Source organism: Streptomyces sp. NBC_01635, assembly GCF_045209715.1.
Lineage (GTDB): Bacteria > Actinomycetota > Actinomycetes > Streptomycetales > Streptomycetaceae > Streptomyces > Streptomyces hirsutus.
This window is the reverse complement of the sequence record NZ_CP109277.1, coordinates 3,984,294-4,010,164: the sequence shown is the minus strand read 5'-3', so window position 1 is coordinate 4,010,164 and position 25,871 is coordinate 3,984,294. Positions and strand designations below refer to the sequence as shown.

At 69.7% G+C, this 25,871-nt stretch carries 23 protein-coding genes and 1 pseudogene; 11 read left to right on the top strand and 13 right to left on the bottom strand.

Annotated features, from left to right (window positions below; all coding sequences use genetic code 11):
* Nucleotides 1-288: 288 nt before the first annotated feature.
* On the bottom strand, nt 289-2,250 hold the full coding sequence (locus tag OHB56_RS18580) for an MFS transporter (protein ID WP_406354528.1): 1,962 nt from the start codon (nt 2,248-2,250) through the stop codon (nt 289-291).
* 191 nt (nt 2,251-2,441) lie between these two features.
* Entirely contained in the window at nt 2,442-4,958 is a 2,517-nt protein-coding gene (locus tag OHB56_RS18575; RefSeq protein WP_406354527.1) for a D-alanyl-D-alanine carboxypeptidase, read from the bottom strand.
* Between the two features lie 519 nt (nt 4,959-5,477).
* Here OHB56_RS18575 and OHB56_RS18570 point away from each other — a divergent pair.
* The 3 genes from OHB56_RS18570 to OHB56_RS18560 all read left to right on the top strand — a co-directional run bounded on the left by OHB56_RS18570 (nt 5,478) and on the right by OHB56_RS18560 (nt 7,862).
* Nucleotides 5,478-6,239, top strand: a complete 762-nt coding sequence (locus OHB56_RS18570) for a GPP34 family phosphoprotein (protein ID WP_326753286.1) — start codon at nt 5,478-5,480, stop codon at nt 6,237-6,239.
* 323 nt (nt 6,240-6,562) lie between these two features.
* Nucleotides 6,563-7,420, top strand: coding sequence for a helix-turn-helix transcriptional regulator (locus OHB56_RS18565; protein WP_055629107.1), 858 nt, complete (start codon nt 6,563-6,565; stop codon nt 7,418-7,420).
* Between the two features lie 250 nt (nt 7,421-7,670).
* Entirely contained in the window at nt 7,671-7,862 is a 192-nt protein-coding gene (locus OHB56_RS18560; RefSeq protein WP_055594023.1) for a DUF397 domain-containing protein, read from the top strand.
* 294 nt (nt 7,863-8,156) lie between these two features.
* On the opposite strand, the gene OHB56_RS18555 is transcribed toward OHB56_RS18560, so the two are convergent.
* The 6 genes and pseudogenes from OHB56_RS18555 to OHB56_RS18530 form a co-directional block, all read right to left on the bottom strand.
* On the bottom strand, nt 8,157-9,008 hold the full coding sequence (locus OHB56_RS18555; RefSeq protein WP_406354524.1) for a MerR family transcriptional regulator: 852 nt from the start codon (nt 9,006-9,008) through the stop codon (nt 8,157-8,159).
* A 125-nt stretch (nt 9,009-9,133) separates the two neighbouring features.
* Entirely contained in the window at nt 9,134-9,652 is a 519-nt protein-coding gene (locus OHB56_RS18550; RefSeq protein ID WP_406354522.1) for a glutathione peroxidase, read from the bottom strand.
* A 251-nt stretch (nt 9,653-9,903) separates the two neighbouring features.
* Entirely contained in the window at nt 9,904-10,731 is an 828-nt protein-coding gene (locus tag OHB56_RS18545; RefSeq protein ID WP_406354520.1) for an SAM-dependent methyltransferase, read from the bottom strand.
* A gap of 173 nt (nt 10,732-10,904) precedes the next feature.
* Nucleotides 10,905-11,069, bottom strand: a pseudogene (locus tag OHB56_RS18540) (DUF397 domain-containing protein); the annotation flags it as partial.
* A gap of 8 nt (nt 11,070-11,077) precedes the next feature.
* A complete protein-coding gene (locus tag OHB56_RS18535; RefSeq protein WP_406354518.1) occupies nt 11,078-11,383 on the bottom strand; it encodes a hypothetical protein in 306 nt (101 codons plus the stop codon).
* A gap of 42 nt (nt 11,384-11,425) precedes the next feature.
* Nucleotides 11,426-11,725 carry a hypothetical protein gene (locus OHB56_RS18530; protein WP_406354516.1) on the bottom strand — a complete coding sequence of 100 codons (300 nt, stop codon included), beginning with the start codon at nt 11,723-11,725 and terminating at the stop codon, nt 11,426-11,428.
* A 339-nt stretch (nt 11,726-12,064) separates the two neighbouring features.
* Here OHB56_RS18530 and OHB56_RS18525 point away from each other — a divergent pair, with 339 nt between their 5' ends.
* From OHB56_RS18525 to OHB56_RS18505, 5 genes are all read left to right on the top strand, one after another.
* A complete protein-coding gene (locus OHB56_RS18525) occupies nt 12,065-13,426 on the top strand; it encodes an MFS transporter (RefSeq protein ID WP_406354515.1) in 1,362 nt (453 codons plus the stop codon).
* A gap of 2 nt (nt 13,427-13,428) precedes the next feature.
* Complete coding sequence (locus OHB56_RS18520; RefSeq protein ID WP_406354513.1) at nt 13,429-15,072, top strand: carboxylesterase/lipase family protein; 1,644 nt, start codon at nt 13,429-13,431, stop codon at nt 15,070-15,072.
* Nucleotides 15,073-15,188: 116 nt separating this feature from the next.
* Nucleotides 15,189-15,863: a TetR/AcrR family transcriptional regulator gene (locus OHB56_RS18515; RefSeq protein WP_406354511.1), complete on the top strand. Its 675-nt coding sequence runs from the start codon at nt 15,189-15,191 to the stop codon at nt 15,861-15,863.
* Between the two features lie 152 nt (nt 15,864-16,015).
* A complete protein-coding gene (locus OHB56_RS18510) occupies nt 16,016-16,207 on the top strand; it encodes a helix-turn-helix domain-containing protein (protein WP_406354510.1) in 192 nt (63 codons plus the stop codon).
* Nucleotides 16,208-17,287: 1,080 nt separating this feature from the next.
* Nucleotides 17,288-17,626: a MerR family transcriptional regulator gene (locus tag OHB56_RS18505; RefSeq protein ID WP_055594016.1), complete on the top strand. Its 339-nt coding sequence runs from the start codon at nt 17,288-17,290 to the stop codon at nt 17,624-17,626.
* A gap of 265 nt (nt 17,627-17,891) precedes the next feature.
* Here OHB56_RS18505 and OHB56_RS18500 read toward each other — a convergent pair whose 3' ends face one another.
* The 4 genes from OHB56_RS18500 to OHB56_RS18485 form a co-directional block, all read right to left on the bottom strand.
* Nucleotides 17,892-18,218, bottom strand: a complete 327-nt coding sequence (locus OHB56_RS18500) for an SCO5918 family protein (RefSeq protein ID WP_055594015.1) — start codon at nt 18,216-18,218, stop codon at nt 17,892-17,894.
* 57 nt (nt 18,219-18,275) lie between these two features.
* On the bottom strand, nt 18,276-18,680 hold the full coding sequence (locus OHB56_RS18495; protein ID WP_406354507.1) for a CBS domain-containing protein: 405 nt from the start codon (nt 18,678-18,680) through the stop codon (nt 18,276-18,278).
* A gap of 102 nt (nt 18,681-18,782) precedes the next feature.
* On the bottom strand, nt 18,783-20,276 hold the full coding sequence (locus OHB56_RS18490; protein ID WP_406354505.1) for a DEAD/DEAH box helicase: 1,494 nt from the start codon (nt 20,274-20,276) through the stop codon (nt 18,783-18,785).
* 274 nt (nt 20,277-20,550) lie between these two features.
* Entirely contained in the window at nt 20,551-20,754 is a 204-nt protein-coding gene (locus OHB56_RS18485; protein ID WP_004986771.1) for a cold-shock protein, read from the bottom strand.
* A 577-nt stretch (nt 20,755-21,331) separates the two neighbouring features.
* Here OHB56_RS18485 and OHB56_RS18480 point away from each other — a divergent pair.
* Entirely contained in the window at nt 21,332-22,399 is a 1,068-nt protein-coding gene (locus OHB56_RS18480; protein ID WP_406354503.1) for a nitrous oxide reductase family maturation protein NosD, read from the top strand.
* 1,040 nt (nt 22,400-23,439) lie between these two features.
* Nucleotides 23,440-24,570 (top strand): acyltransferase family protein, encoded by a 1,131-nt coding sequence (locus OHB56_RS18475; RefSeq protein ID WP_406354501.1) that lies wholly within the window; start codon nt 23,440-23,442, stop codon nt 24,568-24,570.
* Between the two features lie 323 nt (nt 24,571-24,893).
* Here OHB56_RS18475 and OHB56_RS18470 read toward each other — a convergent pair whose 3' ends face one another.
* The gene (locus tag OHB56_RS18470; RefSeq protein ID WP_055629117.1) at nt 24,894-25,322 is read right to left on the bottom strand and encodes a GNAT family N-acetyltransferase; all 429 of its coding nucleotides are present in this window, start codon (nt 25,320-25,322) and stop codon (nt 24,894-24,896) included.
* Nucleotides 25,323-25,471: 149 nt separating this feature from the next.
* Between OHB56_RS18470 and OHB56_RS18465 the strand changes: the two genes are divergently transcribed.
* On the top strand, nt 25,472-25,843 hold the full coding sequence (locus OHB56_RS18465) for a type II toxin-antitoxin system VapC family toxin (protein WP_406354499.1): 372 nt from the start codon (nt 25,472-25,474) through the stop codon (nt 25,841-25,843).
* Nucleotides 25,844-25,871 lie beyond the last annotated feature (28 nt).

The window sequence follows — 25,871 nt, the reverse complement described above, 5'->3', positions numbered from 1 at the left end:
CGGCAGGGCGCGAAGTGCCCGCTTATCGTGAGCGCGCAGGCGTGGGCACGACAAGAAAGTGGAGAGTCAAGAGCACGCAAAGATGTTCACGTCGGTGACTGACGTTCATGATGTTGAACTTTTGGCGAAGGGGCGCGAGCCGTCACACGGGTTACGAGCGTCGCGACGGCCGGGGCGGCGGGGCGGCGGGGACAGCGCGCCCGCCCGTTCCGCCGGGCAGTCGTTCAAGTCCGTTCGGCGGCCTGCGGTCGGCGGCCTGCGGTCGGCGGCAAGGACCGGCCGCCACGGTCAGTGCAGCTCCTCCGGGCACGGCGTCCCCCGCGGTACGCCGTACGGCGCCGCCAGCCGGTACGTGCCCGGTTCCGGCGCGAGCAGCACCGTCCACTTGTCGCCGTTCTCGTCCTCCTCGGTCTCCATCAGGCAGCCGTTGAGGTTGTCGTACGTCTTCGGCCCGTCGTCCGAGTCCCCGTCCCCGCCGTCTTCGGACCGGTTCCTGGACTCCTCCGTCTCCTGGGGCCCCTCCAGCTTGTTGCCCTCCGCGTCGACGACGCTCAGCCACGGCGAGTACGGGATGCGCACGACGACCCGGCCCGCCTTCTCGACCCGCATCGTCATCTCGCTCTGGCTGGCCCGCTCCACGACCGCGTTCGGCTCGGCCAGCGAGGACGGGTCGCGCACCGCGAACAGCTGCCAGTTGGCGTCGCCCCAGATCTGCTGGAGATACGGCAGCCCCCGCTGCACCAGCTCCCGCTCCCGCTCACCACCGTCACCGTCCGGCGTGTCCTTCGGCAGCACCACGAAGTGCACGGCCCAGCGCTTGAGCCACTCGTGATAGTTCGCCGAGTTGAGGGTGTCGTCGTAGAAGAGCGGGTTGCGCTCCATGTCGGCCTGCCGGTTCCAGCCCCGCGCCAGGTTGACGTACGGCGCGAGCGCCGAGGCCTCGCGGTGCGAACGCGCCGGGACGACCTCCACGCGGCCCTTGTCGGCGCCGACCTCCTGGAGTTCGTTCACCAGCGGCGCCAGCTCGCGCGCCCAGGACGCGGCCGGCGTGGTGTTCACGACGTCGTCGACCGACTTGAAGCCGATCCACCCGACGAACCCGACGAACGCCACGACGATCGCGTACCACTTGAGGCTCTTCGGCGCCGCGAACGGCAGCGCCGCCACCAGCGCCACCCCGGCGAACAGCATCGACAGCCGCGTCATGTTGGAACCGATCTGCGAACTCACCAGCCAGACCAGCACCACACCCAGTCCGTACACCGCGGCCGTGATCCGGACCGTGATCCACTCCCGCGGCACCAGGAAGCACACCAGGACCGAGAACACCAGCGGCAGGGCCACCGAACCGAATCCCATCGGCTGCGTCCCCGAGAACGGGAACATCCAGGCCGACACCGCCACCACCGCGGTCGGACCCAGCCCCAGCGCCCACGCCCCCGGCCGGCGCTTCTGCAGGAACAGCGCCACCGCCACCAGCCCCACGAACAGGCCCGCGACCGGCGAGGACATGGTGGCCAGTGCCGCCAGCGGTGCCGCGCACAGGGCCTTCGCCCAGCGCTTGTAGCGCCAGCGGTACGGCCAGCAGAACACCACGGCGACCGCGGCCAGCCCGAACATCATGCCCAGCCCGAACGTCACCCGCCCCGAAGCCGCGTTGCCCAGCAGCCCGAACACCCCCGCGAGCGCGGCCCACAGCGGATTGCGCACGGCCCGGCTGCGGATGAGCAGCATCGTCAGCAGCGCGGCCGACACCGTCCCCGCGAGCATCATCGTCGTCCGTACGCCGAGCACCGCCATCAGGTACGGCGACACCATGCTGTACGACACCGCGTGCATACCGCCGTACCAGGCCATGTTGTACGCGGAGTCGGGGTGCCGGCCGACGAACTCGGCCCAGGCGTCCTGCGCCGCGAGGTCGCCGCCACTGTTCGCGAAGGTGAAGAACCAGACGATGTGCAGTGCGCCGGCGAGCGCGGTGACGGACAGCACCGGATGCCGCAGCATCCGGGCGCGCACCGCGAGAACGACGGCCTGGGGACGGGAGACGCGGGCCGGGGTGCGGAGGGCCGCGGAGGAGGTGGTGGGGGCGGTGGCCGGAGGGGTGGAGGCGGGAGCAGGGGGCGACGCTTCCGGCGTGCCCGCGACCGTGCCCGGTCGTCGGTCGTCCGCTTCCGGCAGGGGTATTCGCGGGCCGGACTCCGGGCCCGGCTCGGCGTCGTCGGCGCGTGTCGGCTCCGCTGTGGCCACCTGAAGGCACTCCCCGTATGGCGTCTTCGTATCGCGTCTTCGTGCGCGCGTCGTCGTAGCGCGTCTTCATGCTCACGGTAACGGCGCGGTCACCGGCGACCTGCCCGTTTCGTGACGCTAGCACGCGCCCCGCCGACCGTCGCCCGCGGTGGGCGCCGGTCGGCGGGGCGGCGCCCACCGTGCTCCGACGGTCAGCCCAGACGCGTCAGCTTGTCCGGGAAGCCCGGCTCCACGAGGTCCTCCTGGAGGGTGACCGGGACCTTGACGGCGCCGCTGTTCGTGCCGTCGCCCACGGCGAGCGAGCCCACCTCCGTACCGGCCTTCGCCCGGTGCGGCAGCTCCCCGCCGGTGAACGTCAGCTTCACCTTCAGCCCCGCCCAGCCGGCGGCCCTGACGTCCTCGGTGAGGGCGACGGGCGTACGGCCGCCCAGCCCGTCGTCCACGTATCCGACGACGGTGCCCTTCTTCAGCACCGTCGTCGACTCCAGCGCCTCCTGCGCCGCCCGGATCAGCCGGTCGCCCGCGGAGAGCGCGCCGGCCAGGATCGAGTTGTCGGCGCCGCCCGCGGGCTGGCGCACCACGGCGCCGACGATGGTGCGGGTCTCGCCGTCGACGTCCTTCTTCGCGGCGAAGACGAGGTTGCCCAGCGCCGAGGTGGTGGTGCCGGTCTTGATGCCGACGACGCCGTTGCTCCCCACCAGCTGGTTCCAGTTGGACCAGTTTTTGCCCTTGTAGTCGTCGTACGACATCATCGCGGCGATCTCGCGGAAGGCGGGCTGCTTCATCGCGGCCCTGGCCAGCTTCACCTGGTCCACGGCCGTGCTCACCGTGGTGTTGTTCAGACCCGAGGGGTCCGTGTACGTCGTGTTCGTCATGCCGAGGTCCTTCGCGGCCTTGTTCATCTTCTCGACGAACGCCTCCTCGGACCCCGCGTCCCAACGGGCGACCAGCCGCGCCACGTTGTTCGCGGAAGCGATCAGGACGGCCTCCAGGGCCTCCCGCTGTGAGAACTCGTCACCGGAGGTCACGGGGACGGTCGACTCGTCCTTGGCGCCGGACTGCTTCTCCGCGGCATCGTCGATCTTGATCATCGGACCCTTGGCGCCGCTCTTGAGCGGGTGGTCACGCAGGATCAGATACGTGGTCATGACCTTGGCGACACTGGCGATCGGCAGGGGCTTCTGCTCACCGGAGGAGCCGAAGGTGCCGATGCCCTGCACGTCCAGCGCGGCCTGCCCGGAGGCCGGCCACGGGATGTCGACCTTGCCGCCGTCGAAGGTGAACGTGTCCTCGGCGGTCAGTTCGAGCGTGGGTGTGGGGAGCGCACGCATGTTCTGTACGACCGCGAAGACGATCACCAGAAGCGCGACCAGCGGTGTCCAGACCTTGACCCGCCGTAGGGTCGTGCGCAGCGGGGTGTCCGGCGGCGGCGGGGTGTTGGTCAGCTCGGCCAGCAGGTCCAGCGGCGGCTTGGGCGGCAGCGGCTGCTGCCGCGTCAGCTCCGGCCCGACCTGCGGGACGGCACGGGTGCCCTCGGCCGGGGGCGCGGCGGGCCGTGCCTGAGCCGAGGACGGCAGCCGCAGCGAGGTGGTGGCGGAGTCCACCCGCTTCGGGGGCTTACGGGTGTCGGGCGCGTCCAGGTCCTTGAGCGGCACGAACGTGCCGGCGCGTTCGGGGCCGGACTCGGGGTCCGCGTCGGGTGCGGCCTCGGAGGCGGCCCCGCCCTTGGAATCGCCCTTGGAATCAGACCTGTCGACCCTCTCGGCCTTGTCTGCTTCCTTGGCCGCGTCGCCCAGCTTGAGCATGGTGGTGGGCTGGTCGACGGCGGGCGCGGAGGGGCGCGGGGCCTTGAAGACGGCGGTGGGCTGATCGGTGGGGGGCTTGGCGTCGCCGGTGCCCTCTCCGTCGTCGCCGTCGTCGGCCTTGTCCGCGCTGGGCTCGGGGGTGGCCTTCGCGCCCTCGGGCTCGGGCTCGGCGTCGGCCTCGGGCTGCGGCTCGGGGCTCGCGTCGGTGTCGTCGCCGTCGGCGCTCCCGGAGGCGCTGTCGCCGTCGTCCTCGGCCGCGGGGGTGGCTTCGTCCTCGGAGGCTGTGTCGGCGTCAGCCTCCGACTTGGTCTCGGAGTCGGAGTCGGTCTCGGACTCGGCGTTGGACTCGGACTCGGCGTTGGACTCGGACTCGGCGTCCGAGTCGGTGTCGGTGTCGTGCGCGCTTCCGGGCGCGTCCCCCGCTTCGGCTCCGTCGGACTCCTCGGACTCCTCGGACTCCTCGGACTCCTCGGACTCCTCGGACTCCTCGGACTCCTCGGTCGTACCGGTGTCGTCGGCCGCCCCGCCCCCGGAAGCCCCGCTGGAGCCCTCGTCGCGGCTCACGCTGCCGTCCTTGACGTCCTCCGGGCCGTTCTCGGCGCCCGTGTCACCGTCGGCGGAGTCCTGGGCCCCCTGGGCCCCTTGGGCGCTCTCGCCGTCCTCGTCCTGATCCACCTCCTCGGCGGACCGTACCCACGCTGTGACGACGGCTTGCAGTCGCTCGTCACCTTCCGTAGCGGAATCGTCACGCCCGTCAGGCTTTCCGTCCGCGGACTCGGGCTCGGAGTCCACGGAGCCGGAGTCCACGGAGCCGGAATCCGCGGAGCCGGAATCCGCGGAGCCGGAATCCGCGGCCTCGACGGAGTCCTCGGCCTCCTCGCCCTCGGTCTCCGTGTCGCGCACCGAAAGCACCCGAGTGGCCGTGTCCACGCCTCCGCGATCGTTCGCGGAGGCCGTGCTCTTCGACGATGACGTGGACGAATCCGAAGTCGAGGCCGAAGCCGAAGCAGTTGACGACGGCGACGGTGACGAAGTGTCCCGGGTCACCGGCAACCGGGGGTCCCGCTTGCCGGCGGCGCCCCCCTCGCTCCTGGCTTCAGGAACCGGACCCGCGCTCCCCGGCGTCGGTTCTTCCGACGACTCGCGCTGCTTCGACCTGTCGGGGGACTCGCCCGCCACCGATGCCTCCTCCATGCGTCGCGCGTCGCGCGTACGCCAACCGAACCGTGAAACCGTTCCGCCACCCACGACAGCGCTCCGCGGCGCTGCCCGAACCATCTACCAGTGTCCTGTGTGTGGACTTCCCCCCCGTGGTAGACGAGAACGACATACCTATCGGTTCCCTTACAAACCAGTCACGTGCTCTCGACAGACCAATGTGAGAGGGGTCACCCTGTCATTCATCCACGCGGGGAGGCATGGATGGGCAGGAGCCGCAGAACACTTCCGGAAGAGCTTCTGCTGCTGGCATTGGACCCGACCACGGGTACCACTGCGCAGCCGCAGTCGCTCGACCTCGGTCTGGCCGGAGCGCAGCTAGTGGAGCTGGCGCTGGCCGGACGGATAGCCCCAGACGGGGATCGTATCGCCGTGGTGGTACCACGGCCGACTGGAGATCCGACATTGGACTGCGCGTTGGAGTTGCTGCGAAGGCGCGGCGCTCCGGTCCGGGCGGTCAACTGGATTGGCGGGCCGCGTCTAGGGCTCCGCCAGACCTACCTCTCGCATCTGGAGCGGTGCGGCATGGTGCATGCCGTGGCCGGCCAGATGTGCGGGGTGCTGCCGACGACTCGCTATCAGGCGACGGACACCGAGATCAGCCGGGAGATCAAGGCCCGGCTGGACTCCGCGATCCGTACGGGCGTGCCACCGGACCCACGGACCGCGGCGCTCGCCGCACTGGCGCACGCCGTGGGCCTCGGCAAGCACCTGTACCCGGGGAACGAGGGTCGCTCCTCGCGTTCCCGGTTGCGGGATCTGATCCGGCACGACCCGATGGGCGGCCTGGTGGCGCACGCCGTGATGGACGTGCAGAACGGTGTGGCGGCCCAGCCGCGCCGCAACCCGGCCCCGGCAGGAGGCCGTCAGGTCGCCACCCCCGGCGGCAGGGGCGGACCGGAACCCGCCCGTGGTGTTCCGGCCCAACCGCACCACGGATCCATGGCGCGCGCCGTGGCCCATTAGGACCACTGACCGGCCACGGCACCGCAGACCCGGTCACGGGAGCCGCTGTCCGAGCGGGGCGGAGAGAGTGTGCGTACTCTCTCCGCCCCGCTCGGCGTGCCGAAAAACCGTCACCGCACCGCACCGCACCGCTCCGTGCCGCTCGCACGGTTCTGTGCCGCTCCGCTCCGTACCGCCATCACCCGGCGAACCGGGGCGCAACCGCTGGATATCCGCTGTTCTCCAGCGGCAGGAAGCGCCTTGGTGGCAGTCTGCTCAACACCAGATACGCAAAGTGGCAAGTACGAGTAAGTACGAGGCACACAGCCGGAGGTGCACGTCCCGTGGCGTCCAATGTCAATCCCACCGTCAGGCGACGCCGGCTGGGCCAGGAGCTGCGCAGGCTCCGTGAGCTCAAGGGCATGACGGCGGAGGAAGTGGCGGAACGACTGCTGGTGTCGCAGTCGAAGATCAGCCGGCTGGAGAACGGCCGGCGCAGCATCAGCCAACGTGACGTCCGCGACCTCTGCGGCGTCTACGAGGTCGCGGACCAGCGGGTCGTCGAGTCGCTGATGCAAATGGCCAAGGACTCGCGCCAGCAGGGCTGGTGGCACGCCTTCGGCGACATCCCGTACAGCGTCTACATCGGCCTGGAGACGGACGCGGAGTCGCTCAGGGTCTACGAACCCCAGATCATCACCGGCCTGTTGCAGACCGGGGCGTACGCGGAGGCCATCATCCGGGGCGGTTCGCCGGAGGCGTCGGAGCAGGAGAACGACAAGCGCGTCGAGGTGCGTCTGCGCCGGCAGAGCCGCATCACCGCCGAGACGGACCCGCTGCGCCTGTGGGTGGTCCTGGACGAGGCGTCGCTGCGCAGGGTCGTCGGGAGCCGGCAGGTCATGCGTGAACAGCTGGAGCACGTGATGGAGCTGTCGCAGCAGCCGCACATCACCGTGCAGGTGCTGCCGTTCGAGGTCGGCGCGCACTCGGGCATCAACGGCCAGTACTCCATCCTGGAGTTCGCGGACGCGGCCGATTCGAGCGTCGTGTACATCGAGGGCGTGACCAGCGACCTGTACCTGGAGAAGCCGCACGACGTGCAGAAGTACACCGTGATGTACGAGCACCTGCGGGCCCAGTCCCTGAACGTGGAGCAGTCCCGCCAGTTGGTCGAGCGGGTCGCGAAGGAGTACGCGCGCTGACGCCCCGGCAGGACGGCTACGGCTCTCCGGTGGGCAAAGGAGCGGCACTGTACACCGCTGACATGCCGCGCTGGAAGTCTCACCTGGAATATGCCACCCGGTCGAGTGAATGGCTGCTCCGGTAGAGGATGTTGGCGAGTAGCGTCGATCACGCCAGCCGTCAGTGAAGGTTGGCGCAATCCGTTCTGCGGGTCCCTGCTGGAATGCGCAGTCCGGTGACAGCAACTCAGCAACTGGCTACGGAGCGAACATGGCAATTCGTCTGGGCGCCACGGAAACGTGGACGACGTCCTCCTACACCAACAACAACGGCGCGTGCGTGATGGTCAGGTCGACCACCGAGGAGGCACTGGAACTCGGGGACACCAAGATTCCCGAGGGTCCGAAGCTGGCCTTCCCCACGGACGCGTGGAGCGCTTTCGTGGCCTCGGTGAAGGCCTGAGAAGGCCACCACCATACGGGGACGGGTCGACCCCGGGGACAGCCGACAGAGACGGTCGGGGGGCCGTCGGCAGCCCTGCCACGACGGACTGCCTGTCGGCGGCACCCAACCACAGGCCCGGTCCCACTCCCAGCACGGCTGGAGAGCCCTCTCGACGAGATCGCCGTCCTTGCCGAGAGGGCTCGGCCCGTGCCCACGTTCCGCCGGCGGCGGCTTCGGCGGCTTCGCTACCGCGCCGCTTTCACCGGGCAGTCCTCATCGCGCAGTTCTCACCGCATTGCCCCGCCGTCGCCCTCACCGCACCGGGAACGCCACGTCGCACACCGGATCCTCGGCCCCCGCGGCGTCCCAGTCCGCGAAGTACACCTCCCGGCAGGGTCCCGCGGCCGTCAGACCCTCGGCCGCCATCCACTGCTCCACCGCCTCGAACGCGGCCAGAATCTGCGGATGAGCCACCTGCGCCTTGGTGATCCGGGTACGGGCCAGCCGCTGGGCCGGCTCCACCCGCACCGCCGTCCGCCGGGCCCGCCCCTGCGTCGCGGCCCAGGCCCGGGCCGTCGCCTCGTCGGCGACCGGCACGCACGCCTCGGCCGGGCCGTCGCTCTCCGTCGACACCTCGGAGTGATAGGCGACGAACGGTGCCCCGGCCACGCCCCCGCACACGGACGCGGACTCCTCCAGCCGCCCCAGCGCCGACCCGATCCACGCCGGCAACTCGTCCGCCAGCGTGTGCCGCGTCTCGGTGATCAGTACCTGCCGCGGCACGTCCACCGTCTCGACCACGAACTTCCCGTACATCTCGGAACTCCTCCCGGAGAGTCGTCCACGGAGGTACTCGGCGAGTGTCCGCTGCCCGGCGATCCGCGCCTCGACATCCGCCCAGTAGGCGGCGAGCCGGCCGGCCGCCACGGCACCGTCGTCCGCGTCGACGACCTCGGCGATCCGGGCGAGCGGCATGTCCAGCTGCCGCAACAGCGCCACCGTCCGGGCCCGCTCGACCTGGCTCGTCCGGTAGAACCGGTACCCGGTGACCTCGTCGACCCGTGCCGGAGCCAGCAGCCCCAGCTGGTCGTACAACCGCAACGCCTTGGCCGACAGCCGCGCCCGCGCCGCGAACGCACCGATCCCGAGCAGTTCCTCGTCCACCGCGCCATCCTCCGCCGTCGGGCGGCCCTTCCGCCCGACGACCCGAACGCTCACCCCTGCCCCAGGGGCAAGGTCAACGTCCTCGACGCGCCCGAGACCGCTCTGCTCGAGGGAGTTCCGTCCGGCTAGCCGAGCGCGCCCTCGACCGCCGCCACGAGCTCCGCCGCCTCCGGCTCGACCTGCGGCGAGAAACGGGCGACGACCTCGCCGTCCCGCCCGATCAGGAACTTCTCGAAGTTCCAGCGGACGTCACCGCTGTGACCCTCGGCATCGGCGAAGCCGACCAGCCGCTCGTACAGCGCGTGCCGCCCCTCCCCGTTCACCTCGACCTTCTCGGTCATCGGGAAGGTCACGCCGTACGTCGCGGAGCAGAACTCGGCGATCTCCTCCGAGGTGCCCGGCTCCTGCCCCATGAACTGGTTGCAGGGCACGCCGAGCACCGTGAAGCCCTTCGCCGCGTACTGCTCGTGCAGGCGCTCCAGCCCGGCGTACTGCGGGGTCAGCCCACACTTGGAGGCCACGTTCACGACGAGCACGACCTGGCCCGCATACCGCGCGAGCCCGGCGGAACCGCCGCTCAGAGCACCGATCTCAACATCGAGGGGGGAGGAACCGCTGGTCTCTTTGGTCTCTTGAGTCGTCATGTCCCGGATGCTAGCCCCGGGACATGACGAGACATGAAAGGGAGTGGCACATGCCACGCGACGCTCCCGTGCTACGCGGCCCCTCCCGCCGCCGCCCCGTCCACCTCACCGACGGGCCCGCCGACACGCCGGCACGCCGAACACCGCGCACCGTCGGCCCGCTCGTCATCCCCCGGGGACGACGAGCGGGCGGGGAGCCGAACCGTACCGGCTCCCCGCCCGCTCACCCGCTCACCCGCTCACCGAGCGTCTTACGCCTTGCGCGCCACTCCGCAGTAGGCGTCCACGGCCTTCTCGTCGTGCTCGCCCGGTGCCCCGGCCTCGGGCCGCCACTCCGGGACCCGTACGACTCCGGGCTCCACCAGCTCCAGGCCGTCGAAGAACCCGGCGATCTCCTCGACCTCGCGTACGTAGTACGGCACGGCGCCACTCGAGTTGTACGCGTTCGACGCCGCGATCATGCCCTCGCTCGTCGCCGTACTGTCGCTGATCACGAGGTAGCTGCCCGAGGGAAGCCCGGCCATGAGGCGGTTCACCAGGTCACGCGCCTGCTCGTAGTCGGCGACATGGCCGAGCGTGTTGAGGATCATCAGGGCGACCGGCCGGGACAGGTCCAGCGTCCCGGCGGCGGCCCGCAGGACGGACTCGGGGTCGTAGAGGTCGGCGTCCAGATAGTCGGTCCGGCCCTCGGGCGTGCTGGTCAACAGCGCATTGGCGTGGGTCAGCACGATCGGGTCGTTGTCGACGTACACGATCCGCGCGTCCGGAGCGACGCGCTGCGCCACCTGGTGCGTGTTGTCGGCGGTCGGCAGTCCCGTACCGACGTCCAGGAACTGCCGTATCCCCTCCTTCCCGGCCAGGTGCGTGACAGCCCGCCCCAGGAACTGCCGGCTGGTGTGCGCCACGTCGACCAGCCCGGGGAAGATGTCCTTGATCTGCTCCCCGACCTCCCGGTCGACCTTGTAGTTGTCCTTGCCGCCGACGAAGTAGTTCCAGAACCGCGCCGAGTGCGGCTTCGTCGTATCGATGCGGGCACGTGTCTCGAAACCGGCGCTGTCCTGAGTAATGTCCTCCGACACGGCTGAGCCTCCTGTGATGAGCGTGACCAGTGGGGCCAACGTAGGCGAACGTGACTGGATCGCACCCTGGTTGACGTCAAACCCGGCGCCCGAAGCACCTCTTCCAGCCACTTCACCGCGTAGCAGAGCGCCTGTTGCTGCACCGGAGGCCCCGAGCGGACCTTCAGGCCGCCGACGAGGGCGGCGAATACCGGAGCGGAGACGGAGAGGACGGCACGAGTCGGGTTCTTCGAGTCGCGGATGGCTGTGCAGGTGTCCGCCTCCGCGATTTCCACGCAGGCGTTGCCGTCGCCGCTGCCCGAGGAGGAGGACTTCCGCCAGCTGTCGGGAGTGATCACCGGGCGTCTCACAACTCCTTGGTCAGTCCGTGAACAAGGTCAGGCGAACGCTCGGGATCTCCGTTGCGAAGCCCCGTCGCCCTCTCCGCGATGCCGGCGTTGTGCTGACGGATCTCGTTCGATCGGGCCTCGGCCCACTGCTGGTACTGCGCCTGGTAGGCGGCCGACGGGTGCCGGCGCTGCGCTTCGGTGGCCTGCGCGGCCTGCCGGTCGCGCTCGAACCCGGAGCGGGCCTCCGCCTGTGCCTGCGCCCGCCGTGCGGCGGTCCAGCCGCTCTGCTGCGGCTGGCACTGATGCTGGTTCGGGTCCGGCATGCGGATGGGGTGTGCGAGCTGTCCCGGGGAGAACACCTCGATCTACTCAGGCCGGGTGAGCGCGTCGGCCCGGAACGCCGGAGCCCGGCACCCCGTCGCCAACAGGCCCTGCAACGCCTCGACCTGCGCGTCGAGTTCCTGCGTACGACGCCGGGTCTCCGCCTCGCGCTGCTCCCGGTACGCCGCTCTCTGCTCACGGTAGCTGCGTGTGATCTCCCGCTGGTGGGAGCGCTGTTGCCGCCCCTGCTCCCTCTGGAACCTGGCTTGCGCCTCCTGTTGACGTTGCTGTTGGCGCTGCGCCTCGGCCCGGACGGCGACCAACCCATTGGAGCGACGGCTCATGCTCGACAGGCCCTCCCCACCGGTGACCCTGCATGCGTGCACCAGGCTCCGGCCCCATAACCAGCAGTGATGGAAAGACTCCAGTCGGCAACCCCTCGCACACCCACACACTTGCTTCAAATGATCTTCACTCCATCGCCATCGACCTCGGGAGGTGTCGAGGCGGCTTCCGGGATACGGGCCGGACGGGTCCGCGATGCCGCCCTGCCGCCCGCACTCGGAGGAGTCAACTCGAACCTGCGTCGGAGGCCTTGTGTGCCCGTGTGACGTATGGCACTGTCCAGCGCCACCGGGTGTCAAAAAATGACATCCAGTGCCACCCCCCTTCGGGAGCCCGTTGTGAATCAGCAGCGAATCGTGCCGGACGAAGCCGACACCCTGCACGCCACGGCAAGCCGCAAAGCGGCCTTCCGTCTTTTGCCGATCCTGTGCCTCACGTACTTCATGGCGTTCGTGGACCGCACCAATGTCGGTATGGCCAAGACGTCCCTCGAAGCCGACGTGGGCATCAGCGCCGCGGCGTACGGCGTCGGCGCCGGCATCTTCTTCCTGAGCTACGCGCTCCTGGAGGTACCGAGCAATCTGATCATGTACCGGGTTGGACCCCGGCGCTGGATCACCCGGATCGCCGTGACCTGGGGACTGCTCTGCTCCTGCATGATGTTCGTGCAGGACGAACTGTCCTTCTACATCGTCCGGTTCCTGCTCGGCGCGGCCGAGGCCGGCCTGTACCCGGCGCTCATGTACACCGTCACGATCTGGTTCTCGCAGAAGCAGCGGGTGACCGTGGTCGGGATCCTCTACCTCGCCGTGTGCGCCGGTTTCGCGCTCGGTGCCCCCCTCGGCGGCGCTCTCATGGAGCTCCATGGAGCGGGCGGACTGTACGGCTGGCAGTGGATGTTCCTCGTCGAGGGCCTGCTCACCGTGGTCGTCGCCTACTTCGTGTGGCGCCTCGTGCCCGACCGGCCGGAGGACGCGAAGTGGCTGACGGCGCGGGAGGCCGCGGTGCTGAACGAGCACGCGGTCGTGCGGACCGCCCCGGGGCACGGCACCCTGAAGGGCAACGCCAGGATCGCCTTCGCCCGGCCGTTCATCCTCGCGCTGTCGCTGATCTACTTCGCGAACCAGGTCAGCAGTGTGGCGATCCAGTACAACTTCCCGTCCATCGTCGAAAGCCTCGACGTCGAAGGGTCCTTCCTGATCGGTGTGGTGAGCGGCAGCGCCGGCATCGCCGCGTTCATCGGCGTGCTCGTGATCCCGTGGATCCAGCGTCGCGTGCGGAACGAGGTCCGGGTCCTGACGTACGTGACGCTCGCCACGGTCCCGGTGGCGATCGCGTACAGCGTCTCCGACGGTGCGGTCCTGCGCATTCTGCTGATCGACGCGGCGATGCTGCTGCTGGTCGGCATCCTCCCGCTCTACTGGTCGGTCGCGATGGCGAGGATGTCCGGGCTGATGGCCGCGGCCGGACTCGCGTTCATCAACACGGTCGGGCTGCTCGGCGGGTTCGTCGGCCCCTACTTGTACGGACTCGCCGAGAGCCGGGGAAGCGAGTCTGCCGGTCACGCCGTACTCGTCGGAGCCGCCGTCCTCGGCGTGCTGCTCCTGCCGGTGCTGCGTCGCACCGTACGTTCCGAGGACCGGCGGACCATTCGTGAGGCCGGCCTGAGCTCTCCGGTCGGCGCGGAAGGGGTGAAGTGACCATGCGGAACCGTGTCATCGCCGTCCTGCTCGGCATCGTGCTGGCAGCCACCTCGTCAGGTGTGACATCGCCCGCGAGTGCCCACGAGACGTCGGTCGTGCGGCACACGAGTCTCGGGCTCGTCAGGGGCGTCGACCAGAGCCGGTCCACCGGTACCCTCGCCTGGCTCGGCGTCCCGTACGCCGAGCCCCCCGTCGAACGGCTGCGCTGGCGTGCTCCGGTGACTCATCGCCCCTGGCGCGGAGTGCGCGACGCACGCCGCTTCGGGGACGGCTGCATCCAGGAGGGGCGGCTCTTCAGCCCGTCGCCGAGCGGCCCGCACTACGGACTCGACATCCGTGACGGCCTGAAAAAGCCCGTGGGTTCGGAGGACTGCCTCACGCTCAACGTGTTCCGTCCCGCGACCTCGCGAAAGAACCTCCCGGTCATCGTGTTCGTCCACGGCGGAAGCAACATGGTCGGCTACGCGGCGGATCCGATGTACGACGGGCGGGCACTGGCGCGCAAGGCGGACGCGGTCGTGGTCACCGTGAACTACCGGCTGGGTGTCTTCGGATGGCTCGACCTGCCCGGACCCGAGAACCGGGGGCCGGCCGACGACTCGGGCAACGACTCGGGCAACTTCGGGACGCTGGACCAGGTCGAGGCACTTCGCTTCGTCCACCACAACGCGCACGCGTTCGGCGGCGACCCGTCGAACGTGACCGTCATGGGCGAGTCCGCCGGCGCGGTCAACGTGTGGGCGCTCATGGTCTCGCCGCTCAGCAAGGGCCTGATGGACAAGGCGATCCCGCTCAGCGGCGGTCTGAGTTTCGCCACGCCGGCATCGGCGCGCGCCTACGCCGAGAAGTTCGTGGACGAGGCGGCGGGCCGGGCCAGCGACCGGGGCGAGGCCGTGCGTCGCCTGAGGTCGATGCCCGCCGATGCGCTCATCCGCGCGCAGGTGCGTCTGGGCGCCGAAGTCGGGGATCCACCCCGGGTGATCGCGGACGGCTCGGTGCTGCCCACCGACCACCACGCCGCGATCGCGTCCGGACGATACCGGGATATTCCGGTACTCGCGGGCAACACCTTGGAGGAGGGGAAGCTGTTCGGGTCGGTCATCGGCGCGTACCGCCCGACCGACCACCAGCGTTTCACGTGGCAGTACCGGTTCGATCCCGACCGGCCGTCCCGGTGGGAGGCCGACGACTTCATCGTCGACCGCTATCTGCCGGTCGACGGTCCCGGCGGATGGAACGAGGAGGCCGGCCGGCTGACCGACGCCGTCTTCACCGGGATAGCCCTCGACTCGATGAACTCCCTGAAAGCGGCCGGAAACGACCGCCTCTTCCACTACCGGTTCGGCTGGAACCAGGAGCCCGCTCCGTTCGACGAGGTGTACGGCGCGGTCCACGCCATGGACCTGCCGTTCCTGTTCCACACCTTCGACGAGGGGTTCTTCGCGTTCGCGTTCAGCCGCAGGAACGAGCCCGGGCGTCTGCAACTGTCGGACATGATGATCGCCAGTGTGCGCGCGTTCGTACGCACCGGGAGTCCGCAGCATTCCGGCCTCGGTGCGCGGTGGAGTCAGTGGCCGCACACCATGGACCTCGACGCCGAGGACGGAAGGGCGACCGCCAGGCCCGGCCTGTTCGGCGGGTAGGCGGCGCCGACCACATGCGGGGGGAGACGGCCGCCCCGGCCTCCCCCCGCGACCGTGGTCATAGACTCACGACGACTTCGCGCGAAGACGTCGAGGAGTCGGGGAGGGGAGGGGCCGTGGCCGAACGGGGGCTGGAGACGAAGTACCGCATCGCGGAGACGGCGATGGCGCTGTTCCTGGAGCAGGGGTACGAGAGCGTCACCGTGGAGGCCGTCGCGGACGCGTCGCAGGTGTCACGGCGTACGGTGTTCCGGCACTTCGACGGCAAGGACGAGCTGGCCTTCCCCGATCACTCCGCGCGGCTGGAGCTGCTGGCGCGCCACCTGGTGAAGCCGACCGGGAACCGATCGCCGGTGGACGTCGTCATCGCGGCCACCGAGGTGGTGATGCTCGACTTCCTGAGCAGGCCCGAGCTGGTGCTCCAGCGCTACCGGCTGACCCGGATCGTGCCCGAGTTGCGCAGGCGTGAGGTGCTCGAGAACGAGCGCTATGTCGCCCTGACGCGGGCGTATCTGCGGGACCGGCTGCCCGCGGACGGTCCGGCGTTCCTGCCGGTGGCACTCTCCGCGCTGATCGACGCGATGCATCGGTCGGCACTCGGTAACTTCACCCGCAGTGGCGGGATGGCGGACGCGTACGCCGAGCTCAAGGAAGGCATGGAGTGGATCCGCCGGACGCTGATCGAGGAACCGGCCGCGGGCGGCCCCCTGCTGGTCGCCGTGCTGCCGGACACGGTGGCCGCGCGGCGTGCGCTGTCGGCGCTGCGTGACGAAGCCGAGGAGGTGTTCTGACGCCCACGAGCCGATGCCCCGGCCCACGCCTGTGACGCGCCCACCTCGTCCACCTCGCCGATGCCCATGACCAGGAAAGATGTCTCCCGCGCCATGGCCCGGCAGCCATCGGGCCCCGGGCTGGAGGGCTCGAGGACGAAGCGGCCGGCTCCGTGGGTGCCACGATCCGCCGCCGTCTGAAGCGCTGCCGGGCCGATCTGACCGACCCCGGTCTGCGACGCGCGTCCATCGGCGAGATCGCCGCCCGCTGGGGCTTCCGCCCCCCGGCGGACTTCAGCCGAGCCTTCCGGAACGCCCACGGCATCCCGCCGAGCGAGGCCAGGCAAGAAGCGTGGGACGCATAGCGCGCATCGGGCACACCGGGTACCGGGTGCGCGGGGTGCGCGGGATGCGAAGGAAGGCCGCGCGTTCCGCTGAAGCCCCGGCCGGCCGGCCGGCGAGGGCGATAGTGAATGCCTGACATCCCAGTGGCTTCGGAGTCGGACGGGCATGCCACACGGCCACGGCCATCGGCCGCCCCGTGGCACAGCACCTCCGGGGGGACCTGAAGCGCTGGGATGTCGCCTTGCGGAACGCGGGGAAGCGGGGGGCCGGGGACGAGGGGCGATGGCTCCGGACGGGTGCGAGCGGCGCAGAGTGACGGCCCTCGTCCTGCACGGACGGCAGCACCCGTCGACGCCCCTGGGTGTCCTCCCGCCCCCGGCGTACGAGTCCCCGGCGTACGAGTCCCCCCGCGCTCCCGCGCTCCCGCGCTCCAGTCCTCCAGCCGGTGGAGCAGCGCGTGTATGTCCGTGGGGTGAAGCCCGTTGTGGTCGGCGAACTCGGCGGTGAGGGTTGGGATCCACCTGGTGACGTGGGTGCGGGGCCTCGGCCGGGCGGCTGCGGCAGAGGGGCAGCGGTGTGGAACCTTTCACTCGCACGGACTGAAACCTGTCATGGCTGATGTAGACATGCGCCCGCGAGGGGGTTAATGTGTCTGCTGTAGCCAGGAAGTCGGTAAGGCGCGGCAGACATGAACTGCCCGCGCGGAACAAAGGTTGTGGCACGGCGGTGGAGCGGTGGGGCCGGAGTAGGCTTTGGGTCCCCTCGCTGGTCGCCGGGCCGGGTGGCCTCGTGAGGGCTGCCGGCAGTACGCAGGACCCGCAGTACCAAGAGGTTTGTCAGAAGAAAGAGAAAAGGAGGCGAACGCCATCAGGATCGCCCGGGCGAGAACGGTTCGCTCGGGTACCGCAGGCCCCGGAACGGAAGGTGGTCCCACGGTCACGTATCCGCGATCCCCGCACTCTCCGCCCCTCTTCGGGGGCTGGTGCGGAAACAGAGGGCCGGCCTCGTAGGAAGCCGGTCGATGGTGTTACAAATCCCTCGGGGCCTTGGTGCCGTACGGCACCAAGGCCCCTCGACGCATTCCCCCATCAGAGGTGCAGATGACCGCAGACACACCGCTCGACCGCATCGACGACGACGACTACCCCGCTTACACCATGGGACGGGCAGCAGAGATGCTCGGTACCACGCCCGCTTTCCTGCGGGCTCTCGGCGAGGCCAGGTTGATCACGCCCCTGCGTTCCGAGGGCGGCCACCGCCGCTACTCCCGCTATCAGTTGCGTATCGCTGCCCGCGCCCGGGAGATGGTTGACCAGGGCACCTCCATCGAGGCGGCTTGCCGCATCATCATCCTGGAGGACCAACTCGAAGAGGCCCAGCGCATCAACGAGGAACTGCGACGCGGTGATGTCGGGGCCGGCCACAAGGCGGACGCCTGACCCACGCCTTCCAACGGACGGGAGCCCCGCCGGGTCCGGAGCCGACAACCGCCGATCGGTCCGGGCGTCGCGGTCCGGCCGGGACGGCAGCCCGAGGAGACGCGGGGCCGGTGCCGCCGTGCCGATCTGCGGACCGGCGGTCGCGACTCCGAATCCCGCCGTCCGATCCGCACACGAGGTACTGGTCGCGCAGGCCACGGCTCGCAAGGCGCCCCCTGCGCCCTCACCGCTGTCCTGGCACCGGCTCGCGGTTCCTCCCCGTCGGTCAGATGGACAGGGGGGCGCCGAGCAGCGCGGAAGCCCGCTGGAGCGGGTCGACGATCCTCGCGGCTGCCGCCTCCGCGGTCTCTGCGGCCCGGGGAGCGGTGCGGCAGGTGAAGCCGAGCTGGGCCATGGCCCTGAGGACTTCGCCGCCGCTGAAATCACGGCGGTCCTGGCGGGTGATGACCTGGCCGACTTGCTTGGCGGGGTAGTGGCGGCGCCCGATGATCACGGAGTCGCCGGTGACCGGCTCGGGCTTGACGCCCTTCATCGACTCCAGCACGCCGGCCTTGGTGAGCTCGAACGGAAAACGGGCGATGACACAGCGCACGATGCCTCACAAGGAAAGGAAAAGGAGAAGAAGGGGGACCGCCCGTGGCGGGGCGGTTCAGCGGGAGAGGGCGCGAACGCCCAGAGCGCTGCCGTGGTCCTCGACCATGGACAGGACCCCGGGCCGCCGGTGGCGCATCGCGTACTCGGCCTCGGCTACCGGGGCCGGCGGCGAGGCGAAGAGCCCGCCGTCGCCGGAGAGGTCGCGCAGGCGGACCCGGTCGGTGTATCCGGAACTCTCCCGCACGGCGATGAGCCGGGCCCGGGTGACCAGGTCGGTGCACTGGCCGTCCTCGTCACAGACGACGAGGTGACCCGTGCGGGCGGCGGCCATGACGGACAGCGCCACCTCGACGGTCATGTCCTCCCAGACCTGGGGCCCGGTCGCATCCATGGCATCGGCAACCGTCCTGGGCACGGCATGGGTGCTCGTCGAGCGGGAATGCGTCTGGACCAGCGTCAAGAGGTGCCTCCTGCGGAGATGGGTCGGCTTCCTGATCGGGACGGTTCCGGGTTCCGGGTTCCGGATCCAGCGTTCTGGATCCGGAACGCTGGATCCGGGGTTCTAGGCCGCCGCGTCGGAGACGGACCGCCGTGCAGGCGCGCGCCGGGCCGCCGGAACGGAGCGGCGCCGGCCGCGTGAGGTGCTGCCGCGCTTGGGGCGTTCGACCACCGGTGCGGTGATGACGACCGGGATGCCGGAGGGGGCCTGGGCGCCGGTGATGCGCTGCAGGGCCTCCGCGCCCGCCCGGACCTGGGTGGTCTGCGGGACGATGCCGGCCATGGCCATCAGGCGGGTCATGGTGCGGCGCTGGTTCGGGGTGACCAGGGTGACGACACTGCCGGACTCGCCGGCGCGGGCCGTGCGGCCGCCGCGGTGGAGGTAGTCCTTATGGTCGGTCGGAGGGTCGACGTTGACGACGAGGTCGAGGCTGTCGACGTGAATGCCGCGCGCGGCGACGTTGGTCGCCACCAGCACGCTGACGTGCCCGTCCTTGAACTGCGTCAGCGTACGGGTGCGCTGCGGCTGCGACTTGCCCCCGTGCAGGGAGGCGGCCCGCACCCCGCTGTTCAGGAGGTGCTCGGTGAGGCGGTCGACGGCGTGCTTGGTGTCCAGGAACATGATCACGCGGCCGTCGCGTGCGGCGATCTCGGTGACGGCCGCGTTCTTGTCGGCGCCGTGGACGTGGAGCACGTGGTGCTCCATCGTCGTGACCGCGCCGGCCGACGGGTCGACGGAGTGCACGACGGGGTCGCTCAGGTAGCGGCGCACGAGCAGATCGACGTTGCGGTCGAGAGTGGCGGAGAACAGCATGCGCTGACCCTGAGGGCGGACCTGGTCGAGCAGGGCGGTGACCTGCGGCATGAAGCCCATGTCGGCCATTTGGTCGGCCTCGTCGAGGACGGTGATGGCGACCTGGTCCAGCCGGCAGTCACCGCGTTCGATGAGGTCCTTGAGGCGGCCGGGGGTGGCGACGACGATCTCGACGCCGCGGCGCAGCGCGCCGGACTGCCTGCCGATCGGCATCCCTCCGACGACCGTGGCCAAGCGCAGCTTCACGGAGCGGGCGTACGGCGTCAGCGCGTCGGTGACCTGCTGCGCCAGCTCACGCGTCGGTACGAGGATCAGCCCCAGCGGCTGCCCGGGCTCCGCGCGCTGCCCGGCCGTACGGGCCAGCAGGGCCAGCCCGAAGGCGAGGGTCTTGCCGGAACCGGTGCGCCCCCGGCCGAGGACGTCACGGCCGGCGAGGGAGTTCGGCAGCGTCGCGGCCTGGATCGGGAACGGGACGGTCACGCCCTGCGAGCCGAGCGCGGCCAGCAGCTCCGCGGGCATGTCGAGATCGGCGAAGCTCGCCACGGCGGGCAGCGCCGGAGTGATCGTCTTCGGGAGGGCGAACTCACCCTGCAGCGCGGCGGGGCGGCGGCTGGGACCGTTGGAACGCGCCGGTCCGCCGGAGCGGCTCGGGGACGACGAGCCGAACCGTTTGCCGCTCTTCCCGGGGGCGGCGATGCCGTTCCGGGTACGGGAGAATCGGTCGTTCGTGCGTGTGCGGTTCATGCGGGACCTTCCTTGATGCGGCACATATCAAGGAATTCCCGCAGCAGTGAGCGGCATGGAGAATTGCAAGAACGGGCCGAATGGGGCGCGAAAAGAATCGTGCGCCACGATGTGAACGAGAAGGGAGGTTCTGACCTCCCCGAAAAGAGAGTCCGTGGGTATGAGCCCGCGGATTCCCGCAGTCGTCCCGCGGGAGAAAACACCGCGGGACGTGCATACAGCTGGGGCCCGCACCCCGAAGGATGCGGGCCCCAGCTGTAAGTGTGCGTCGACGTCAGGCGGGAACGATGTTCTCGGCCGTCGGGCCCTTCTGGCCCTGCGCGATGTCGAAGCTGACCTTCTGGCCTTCGAGCAGCTCGCGGAAGCCCTGGGCAGCGATGTTCGAGTAGTGGGCGAACACGTCGGCGCCGCCACCGTCCTGCTCGATGAAGCCGAAGCCCTTTTCTGCGTTGAACCACTTCACGGTGCCAGTAGCCATGTCTTGTCTCCTTCGGGGCAGTGAATCGGCATCCGCACTGTACGGATGCCGCGTCGCCGCGATGATCACCCCGCCCGGAAAAGACCGGCGCCAAAAGGCACTTCCAGTGGCGAAAAAGCCGACTGAGAAGAACTTTGAATTCGGGAACCACAACTGCAACTGAGACCGACAGTAGCACGTTACGGCGGCCCATGTGCGTGGAGGAATTCCACTCCGGTCGTTACTGCAGGGAAACTGTCCGCACGGTTCCGTAAAACTCTCACTCCGCGGATACAGATATAATGGTGTCCCGGCCCCGCTGGTCCGTAAATTCCCCACTCCGGCCACGAGGATGAAGATCCGCACCGGTGAAGGCGGCCAATGGTGTGCCGGAGCCGGAGCCGGAGCCGGATCGCGGCGACGGTGACGGCAACGGCACGGCGACGATGCGGTGGAAGACGTAGGCCCGTTCGCCCCTTCCCTGTCCCGGCCGGGCATCCGACGGCGGATCCAGGAAACAAGTCCTATAGGTGACTTTCCATGTCCATATGGTTGCTAAGAGTGGCGGCGCTGCGGGGTGGTCCATAACGTCGGGATCATGAGGAAATACCAGGCCACATGCCTTAGTTGCGCCATCGCACCCCTTGTCGTCGGCATGGGTGCCCTCGCTCCGGCCGCCTCCGCCCAGAGCAGCCCCGAGCAAGTGGTCCGTCCGGGCCAGTCCCTCCAGAAGGCCGTTGACTCGGCCACCCCCGGAGCCACCATCACCCTGGCGCGGGGCACCTACCGCGGAAGCGTCACGATCACCAAGCCGCTGACCCTCCGGGGCGCGGGCGAGCAGACCGTGATCGCGCCCGGAAAGGAAGAGGAGTCAGGGAGTGCGTGCGCCAAGGCGGGGAACGGCATCTGCGTCACCGGCACGGACGAACAACCCCTCACCGGGGTGCGGATCCAGTCGCTGACCGTCGAAGGGTTCAAGAAGAACGGTGTCTCGGCCACGCGCACCGACCAGATGGAGGTCCGCCGGGTGACCGCCCGGGACAACGGCCAGTGGGGCATCGCGCAGGATCGCTCCACCCGCGCCTCGTTCCGCTACAACACCGCAAGCGGCAACGGCGACGCCGGGCTCTACACCGCCAACGTGTTCGAGGCCGACGCGGAGAGCAAGACCTTCGACACCCGTGGCACGGTGATCAGCGGCAACCGCCTGACGGGCAACCGGATCGGCATGACCACCCGTCGGCTCGGGAACCTCACCGTCGAGCACAACGTCGTCACCGAGAACTGCGCAGGTGTCTTCGTCGTGCTGCCGCGCACGGCGGGCGACCTGACCGTCCGCCGCAACGCGGTCTACGAGAACAACGCGTACTGCCCCGCCGCCGCGCGCCTGCCACACCTCCAAGGGGTCGGCATCGTCCTCGTCGGCACGGAGAAAGTACTGGTGACGCAGAACGCGGTCCACGACAACGTGGGCGACTCGCCGTACTCCGGCGGGATCGTCGTGTTCGGCAGCATGGACGGCGTCTCCAACGACCGGAACGTCGTCCGCGACAACCTCGTACTGGGCAACAGCCCGGCGGACCTGGCCACCCGCGACGCCAAGGCGAAGGACAACACGTTCATCAACAACGTCTGCCAGACCTCCGAACCGGCCGGCACATGCTGACCGGTGGGGCCGCGGCGGCCCGGGGCAGCCGTCTCCGGGAGACACCGGCACGATGACCACGGGACGACGACCACGGGTGGACTGAACGTTTGGCGTGGGCTTACGGCTTGACAGCACCGGCCCCCGCCGAACGTGCCGCTGCCCTTGATCGACTGGTCGGTGCCCGGGGAGAGGTCGGGTCCGCTCGTCTCCGGCACGACAAGGCTTGACTCCCGACCCCTTGGTTGCGGCTCAAGGCGCGGGACGCGGGACCGGGCAACTGCCCGGAAGGCTTACGACGAGGCCGCAAGTCGGCGACCGGCCTTTCGTGCCGGCCGGCCCGATGGAGGCGAACGCGGGAAGACGCCCTCCAGGCTGGATGAGGAACTTCGGCATGGGGATGCTTCCCGCCCGTCGCTTGTCGGTGTGCAAGGGACTTCCCGCTGTCACATCGGCCGCTGCTCGTGGGCGGCCGAATTCACTCGGTGGAACCCGAGCCTTGTTCCACTGACCGCTGTCGAGGAGCTGTGAGAGTGCCGGGCTTTCGCTGCCCGGCTCGCCGAGCACGCCATGACGCGTCGCACGGCCGCGACGCAAGGCCGCGCGGAAGTGACGCGAGAAGCTGCGGGCCGTCATTCATCAGCGGACCAGGCCCGCTCCCAGCCTCCCTGCCGGCGGAGAAACCGCAGGGAGCGGCTTGAGCAAGCCGAGATCGCTCCTTCTCGCCCCGGGTCTTGCCCGGTGGCGCGGCCTCCGCCTCTCGCCCCGACGCATCCTGCAGCGGCTGCCGGGCATGAATTCCGTCCCCGGCACCACGGTCCCTGCGCCGATCGCCCTCGCCCCTCTCTGCGGCCGACCCGGTACGAGGGAGCCGATGCGGCGAGGGCGCCGGCGAGAGGTACGTCGCGGGGCTCCTGGTGTACATGCGGAGTTCACCGTGGGAACCCGAGCCGGCAACCGAGCCCTTCACGGAGATCGTCACGGTATGCCCAGCCCCGTCAAGTCGAGCACCGGTGCGGCGGCCCATTACGTTGTCGAGCCGCTGTCAGGAGCCCGCCGTCATGATGGACAAACCACTCCCGAGACGTGCCACCGCTGTCTCCACCGACCGCGTCGGCGGGGCGGACCGGGCCAGGAATCCGTGGTGGGACAACGCCCGGTTCCTCTCCGCCGCGCTGATCGTGATCCTGCACACCGGCGGCAGCCTCCTGGCGCGAGAAGAAGTGCTGCACTCCTTCCACATCGCCACCTGGGCCTTCCGGGTGCCCGCCTTCGTCATGTTGGCCGGTGTGTTCAGCAGTGCGGGGCCCCTCGGCCCCCGTTCCCTGCGCACCCTGCTGCAGAGCATCGTGCTGCCCGCCCTCGCGTTCAGCTTGCTCTACTCGCTGGAGAAGTACTGGATGGGCAACGAGTTCACCGTGCATGTCGTCCAACTGCCGTGGACTCTGTGGTTCCTCATGTCCCTCTTCTTCTGGCGGCTGCTCCTGCCGCTGGTGGTCCAGCTGCGTCACCCCCTGCTCGTCACGACGGGCGTCGCCCTCGCCGTGGGGTACGTCGAGGAGTTCGGGTTGGCCTTCTCGGCGAGCCGCACGCTCGTCTACCTCCCGCTGTTCTATCTCGGCTGGCGGATCGGCCAGGGCTTCCTGAGCACCTGGTTCACCAGCCGCTGGAGCCTGTTCGTGGCGGCCGCCGGGATCCTTGCCTCCTGCGTCGTGGGGTGGCTGTGGCACAGGGACATCAAGGGCAACTGGCTTTCCATGCGCCATCCCTACTCCGTCGCCGACCCGCTGAGCCTGGAATGGGCCTGGGTCATCCGACTGCTGGTACTGGCCTCGGCCGCGGCCCTGGTGCTCTGTCTGCTGCGGCTGATGCCCCGGCGGCGGCTGCCGCTGATCACCACGCTGGGCGCCGGCGGGTTCACGATCTACCTCCTGCACCCGCTGGTCATCTTGCCGGTCCGGGAACTGGGCTGGATATCACGGGTGAACACCCCGATCGAGATCGTCGGTCTGGTGCTGTGCGCGATTCTGCTGACGATGGTGCTCGGGTCCCCACCGGTGCGCCACCTGGTCCGTCCGCTGACCCGGCCGTCCACCGGCTGGCTGTTCGCCCCCGCCCCGCCCGGGCCGCAGCAGCCGGAGCGGGTACCTGCCCACGCACCACCCGTACCGGAGCCCGTGCACACCCCGTAGTCCTCCGCGGCAGGCTCCTCGTCACTCCTTGGACGCGGCCCCTTGCCGGCGACGACGGCAGGGCTCACTGCGGGGCTGACCTACGGCGGAAGGTTGTCGCGCCTGGTGGGCGGGTTCGTTGATCCCCCGGCGTTCCCCGGCGTTCCCGCGGATCCCCGTACGTTCTGGCATGCGTCTGGCACGAACTCTTCGTCCCGAACCACCGACTGCACGGTCATTGCGGTCCACAGCGCTGATACCGCGGTCATCGAGTGTCGTACGCGCCTGTCGATGTCAGCGATCGATGCCAGGTACCAGGGGCGCTCGTGACAGATCCGCCGGGCTCATGCGAGGCGATAGACCGTTGACTGCCGGGCCTCAAAGCCGAGACGCTCATACAGCCGGTTCGCGGCTTCGCGATCCCGCCGTGACGTGAGATCCACCGTCCGGGCACCAGCCTTGTCGGCGATCCGCAAGGCTTCCTGGATGAGGAGGCCGGCAACGCCCTGACCGCGCGCAGAGCTGTCGACGACAACGTCTTCGATCCGGCCCCGCAACCCCGACGGCAGGGGCAGCAGTACCAGAGTCAGGGTGCCGACGATGCCGTCGGCCGCCCGGGCGATGAGCACGGTGTTGGCGTCACACGTCACCATCCGGTCGACCGCCTCATGATCGAGCGGCTTGGCCGTCGAAGACAGCTGCGGCAGCAGTCGGCCGAATGCGTCGACCAGCTCCTGACTCGCTTCCCGGATGGTCTCCACGCGGACGTCCATGCCCGGAGCCTATCCGCCTGAGAGAGCTTGGTGACGAGCCCGTGGTCCTCTCGTACGACGAGGACCGTACGGTCGCCGCACTGAGCCTCAGCCGTTTCGGTGCCAGGGGGTCGCCTCGACCGGACTGGCGCGGTGCTGAAGTGCTCCGCATGGCGATCACCGCCATCACCCTGGCCGAATTGTCCGCCGGTCCGCACGAGGTCCGTCGCAACGACGAACAGAGCGGCTACGACGAACACGCCGAACGCGCCCGCAGGCTCGACGTCCTCCAACGCGCCGAGCACGAGTTCGATCCCATTCCCTTCGACGCCGACGCGGCCCGCATCTACGGTCGCATCTGCGCCGCGGTGATCAGTACGGGCCGGAAGCCGCGCCGCCGGGTGGCCGACCTGATGATCGCCGCCATCGCCGTGGCCGAGGACCTTCCCCTCTTCACCACCGACCCCGACGACTTCAAAGGGCTGGACGACCTCCTCACCGTCGTACCGGTCACCCGACCGAGGGCGCCCCACGAAGGCTGACGCCAGGGCACCGACGCGGTGGGAGCAC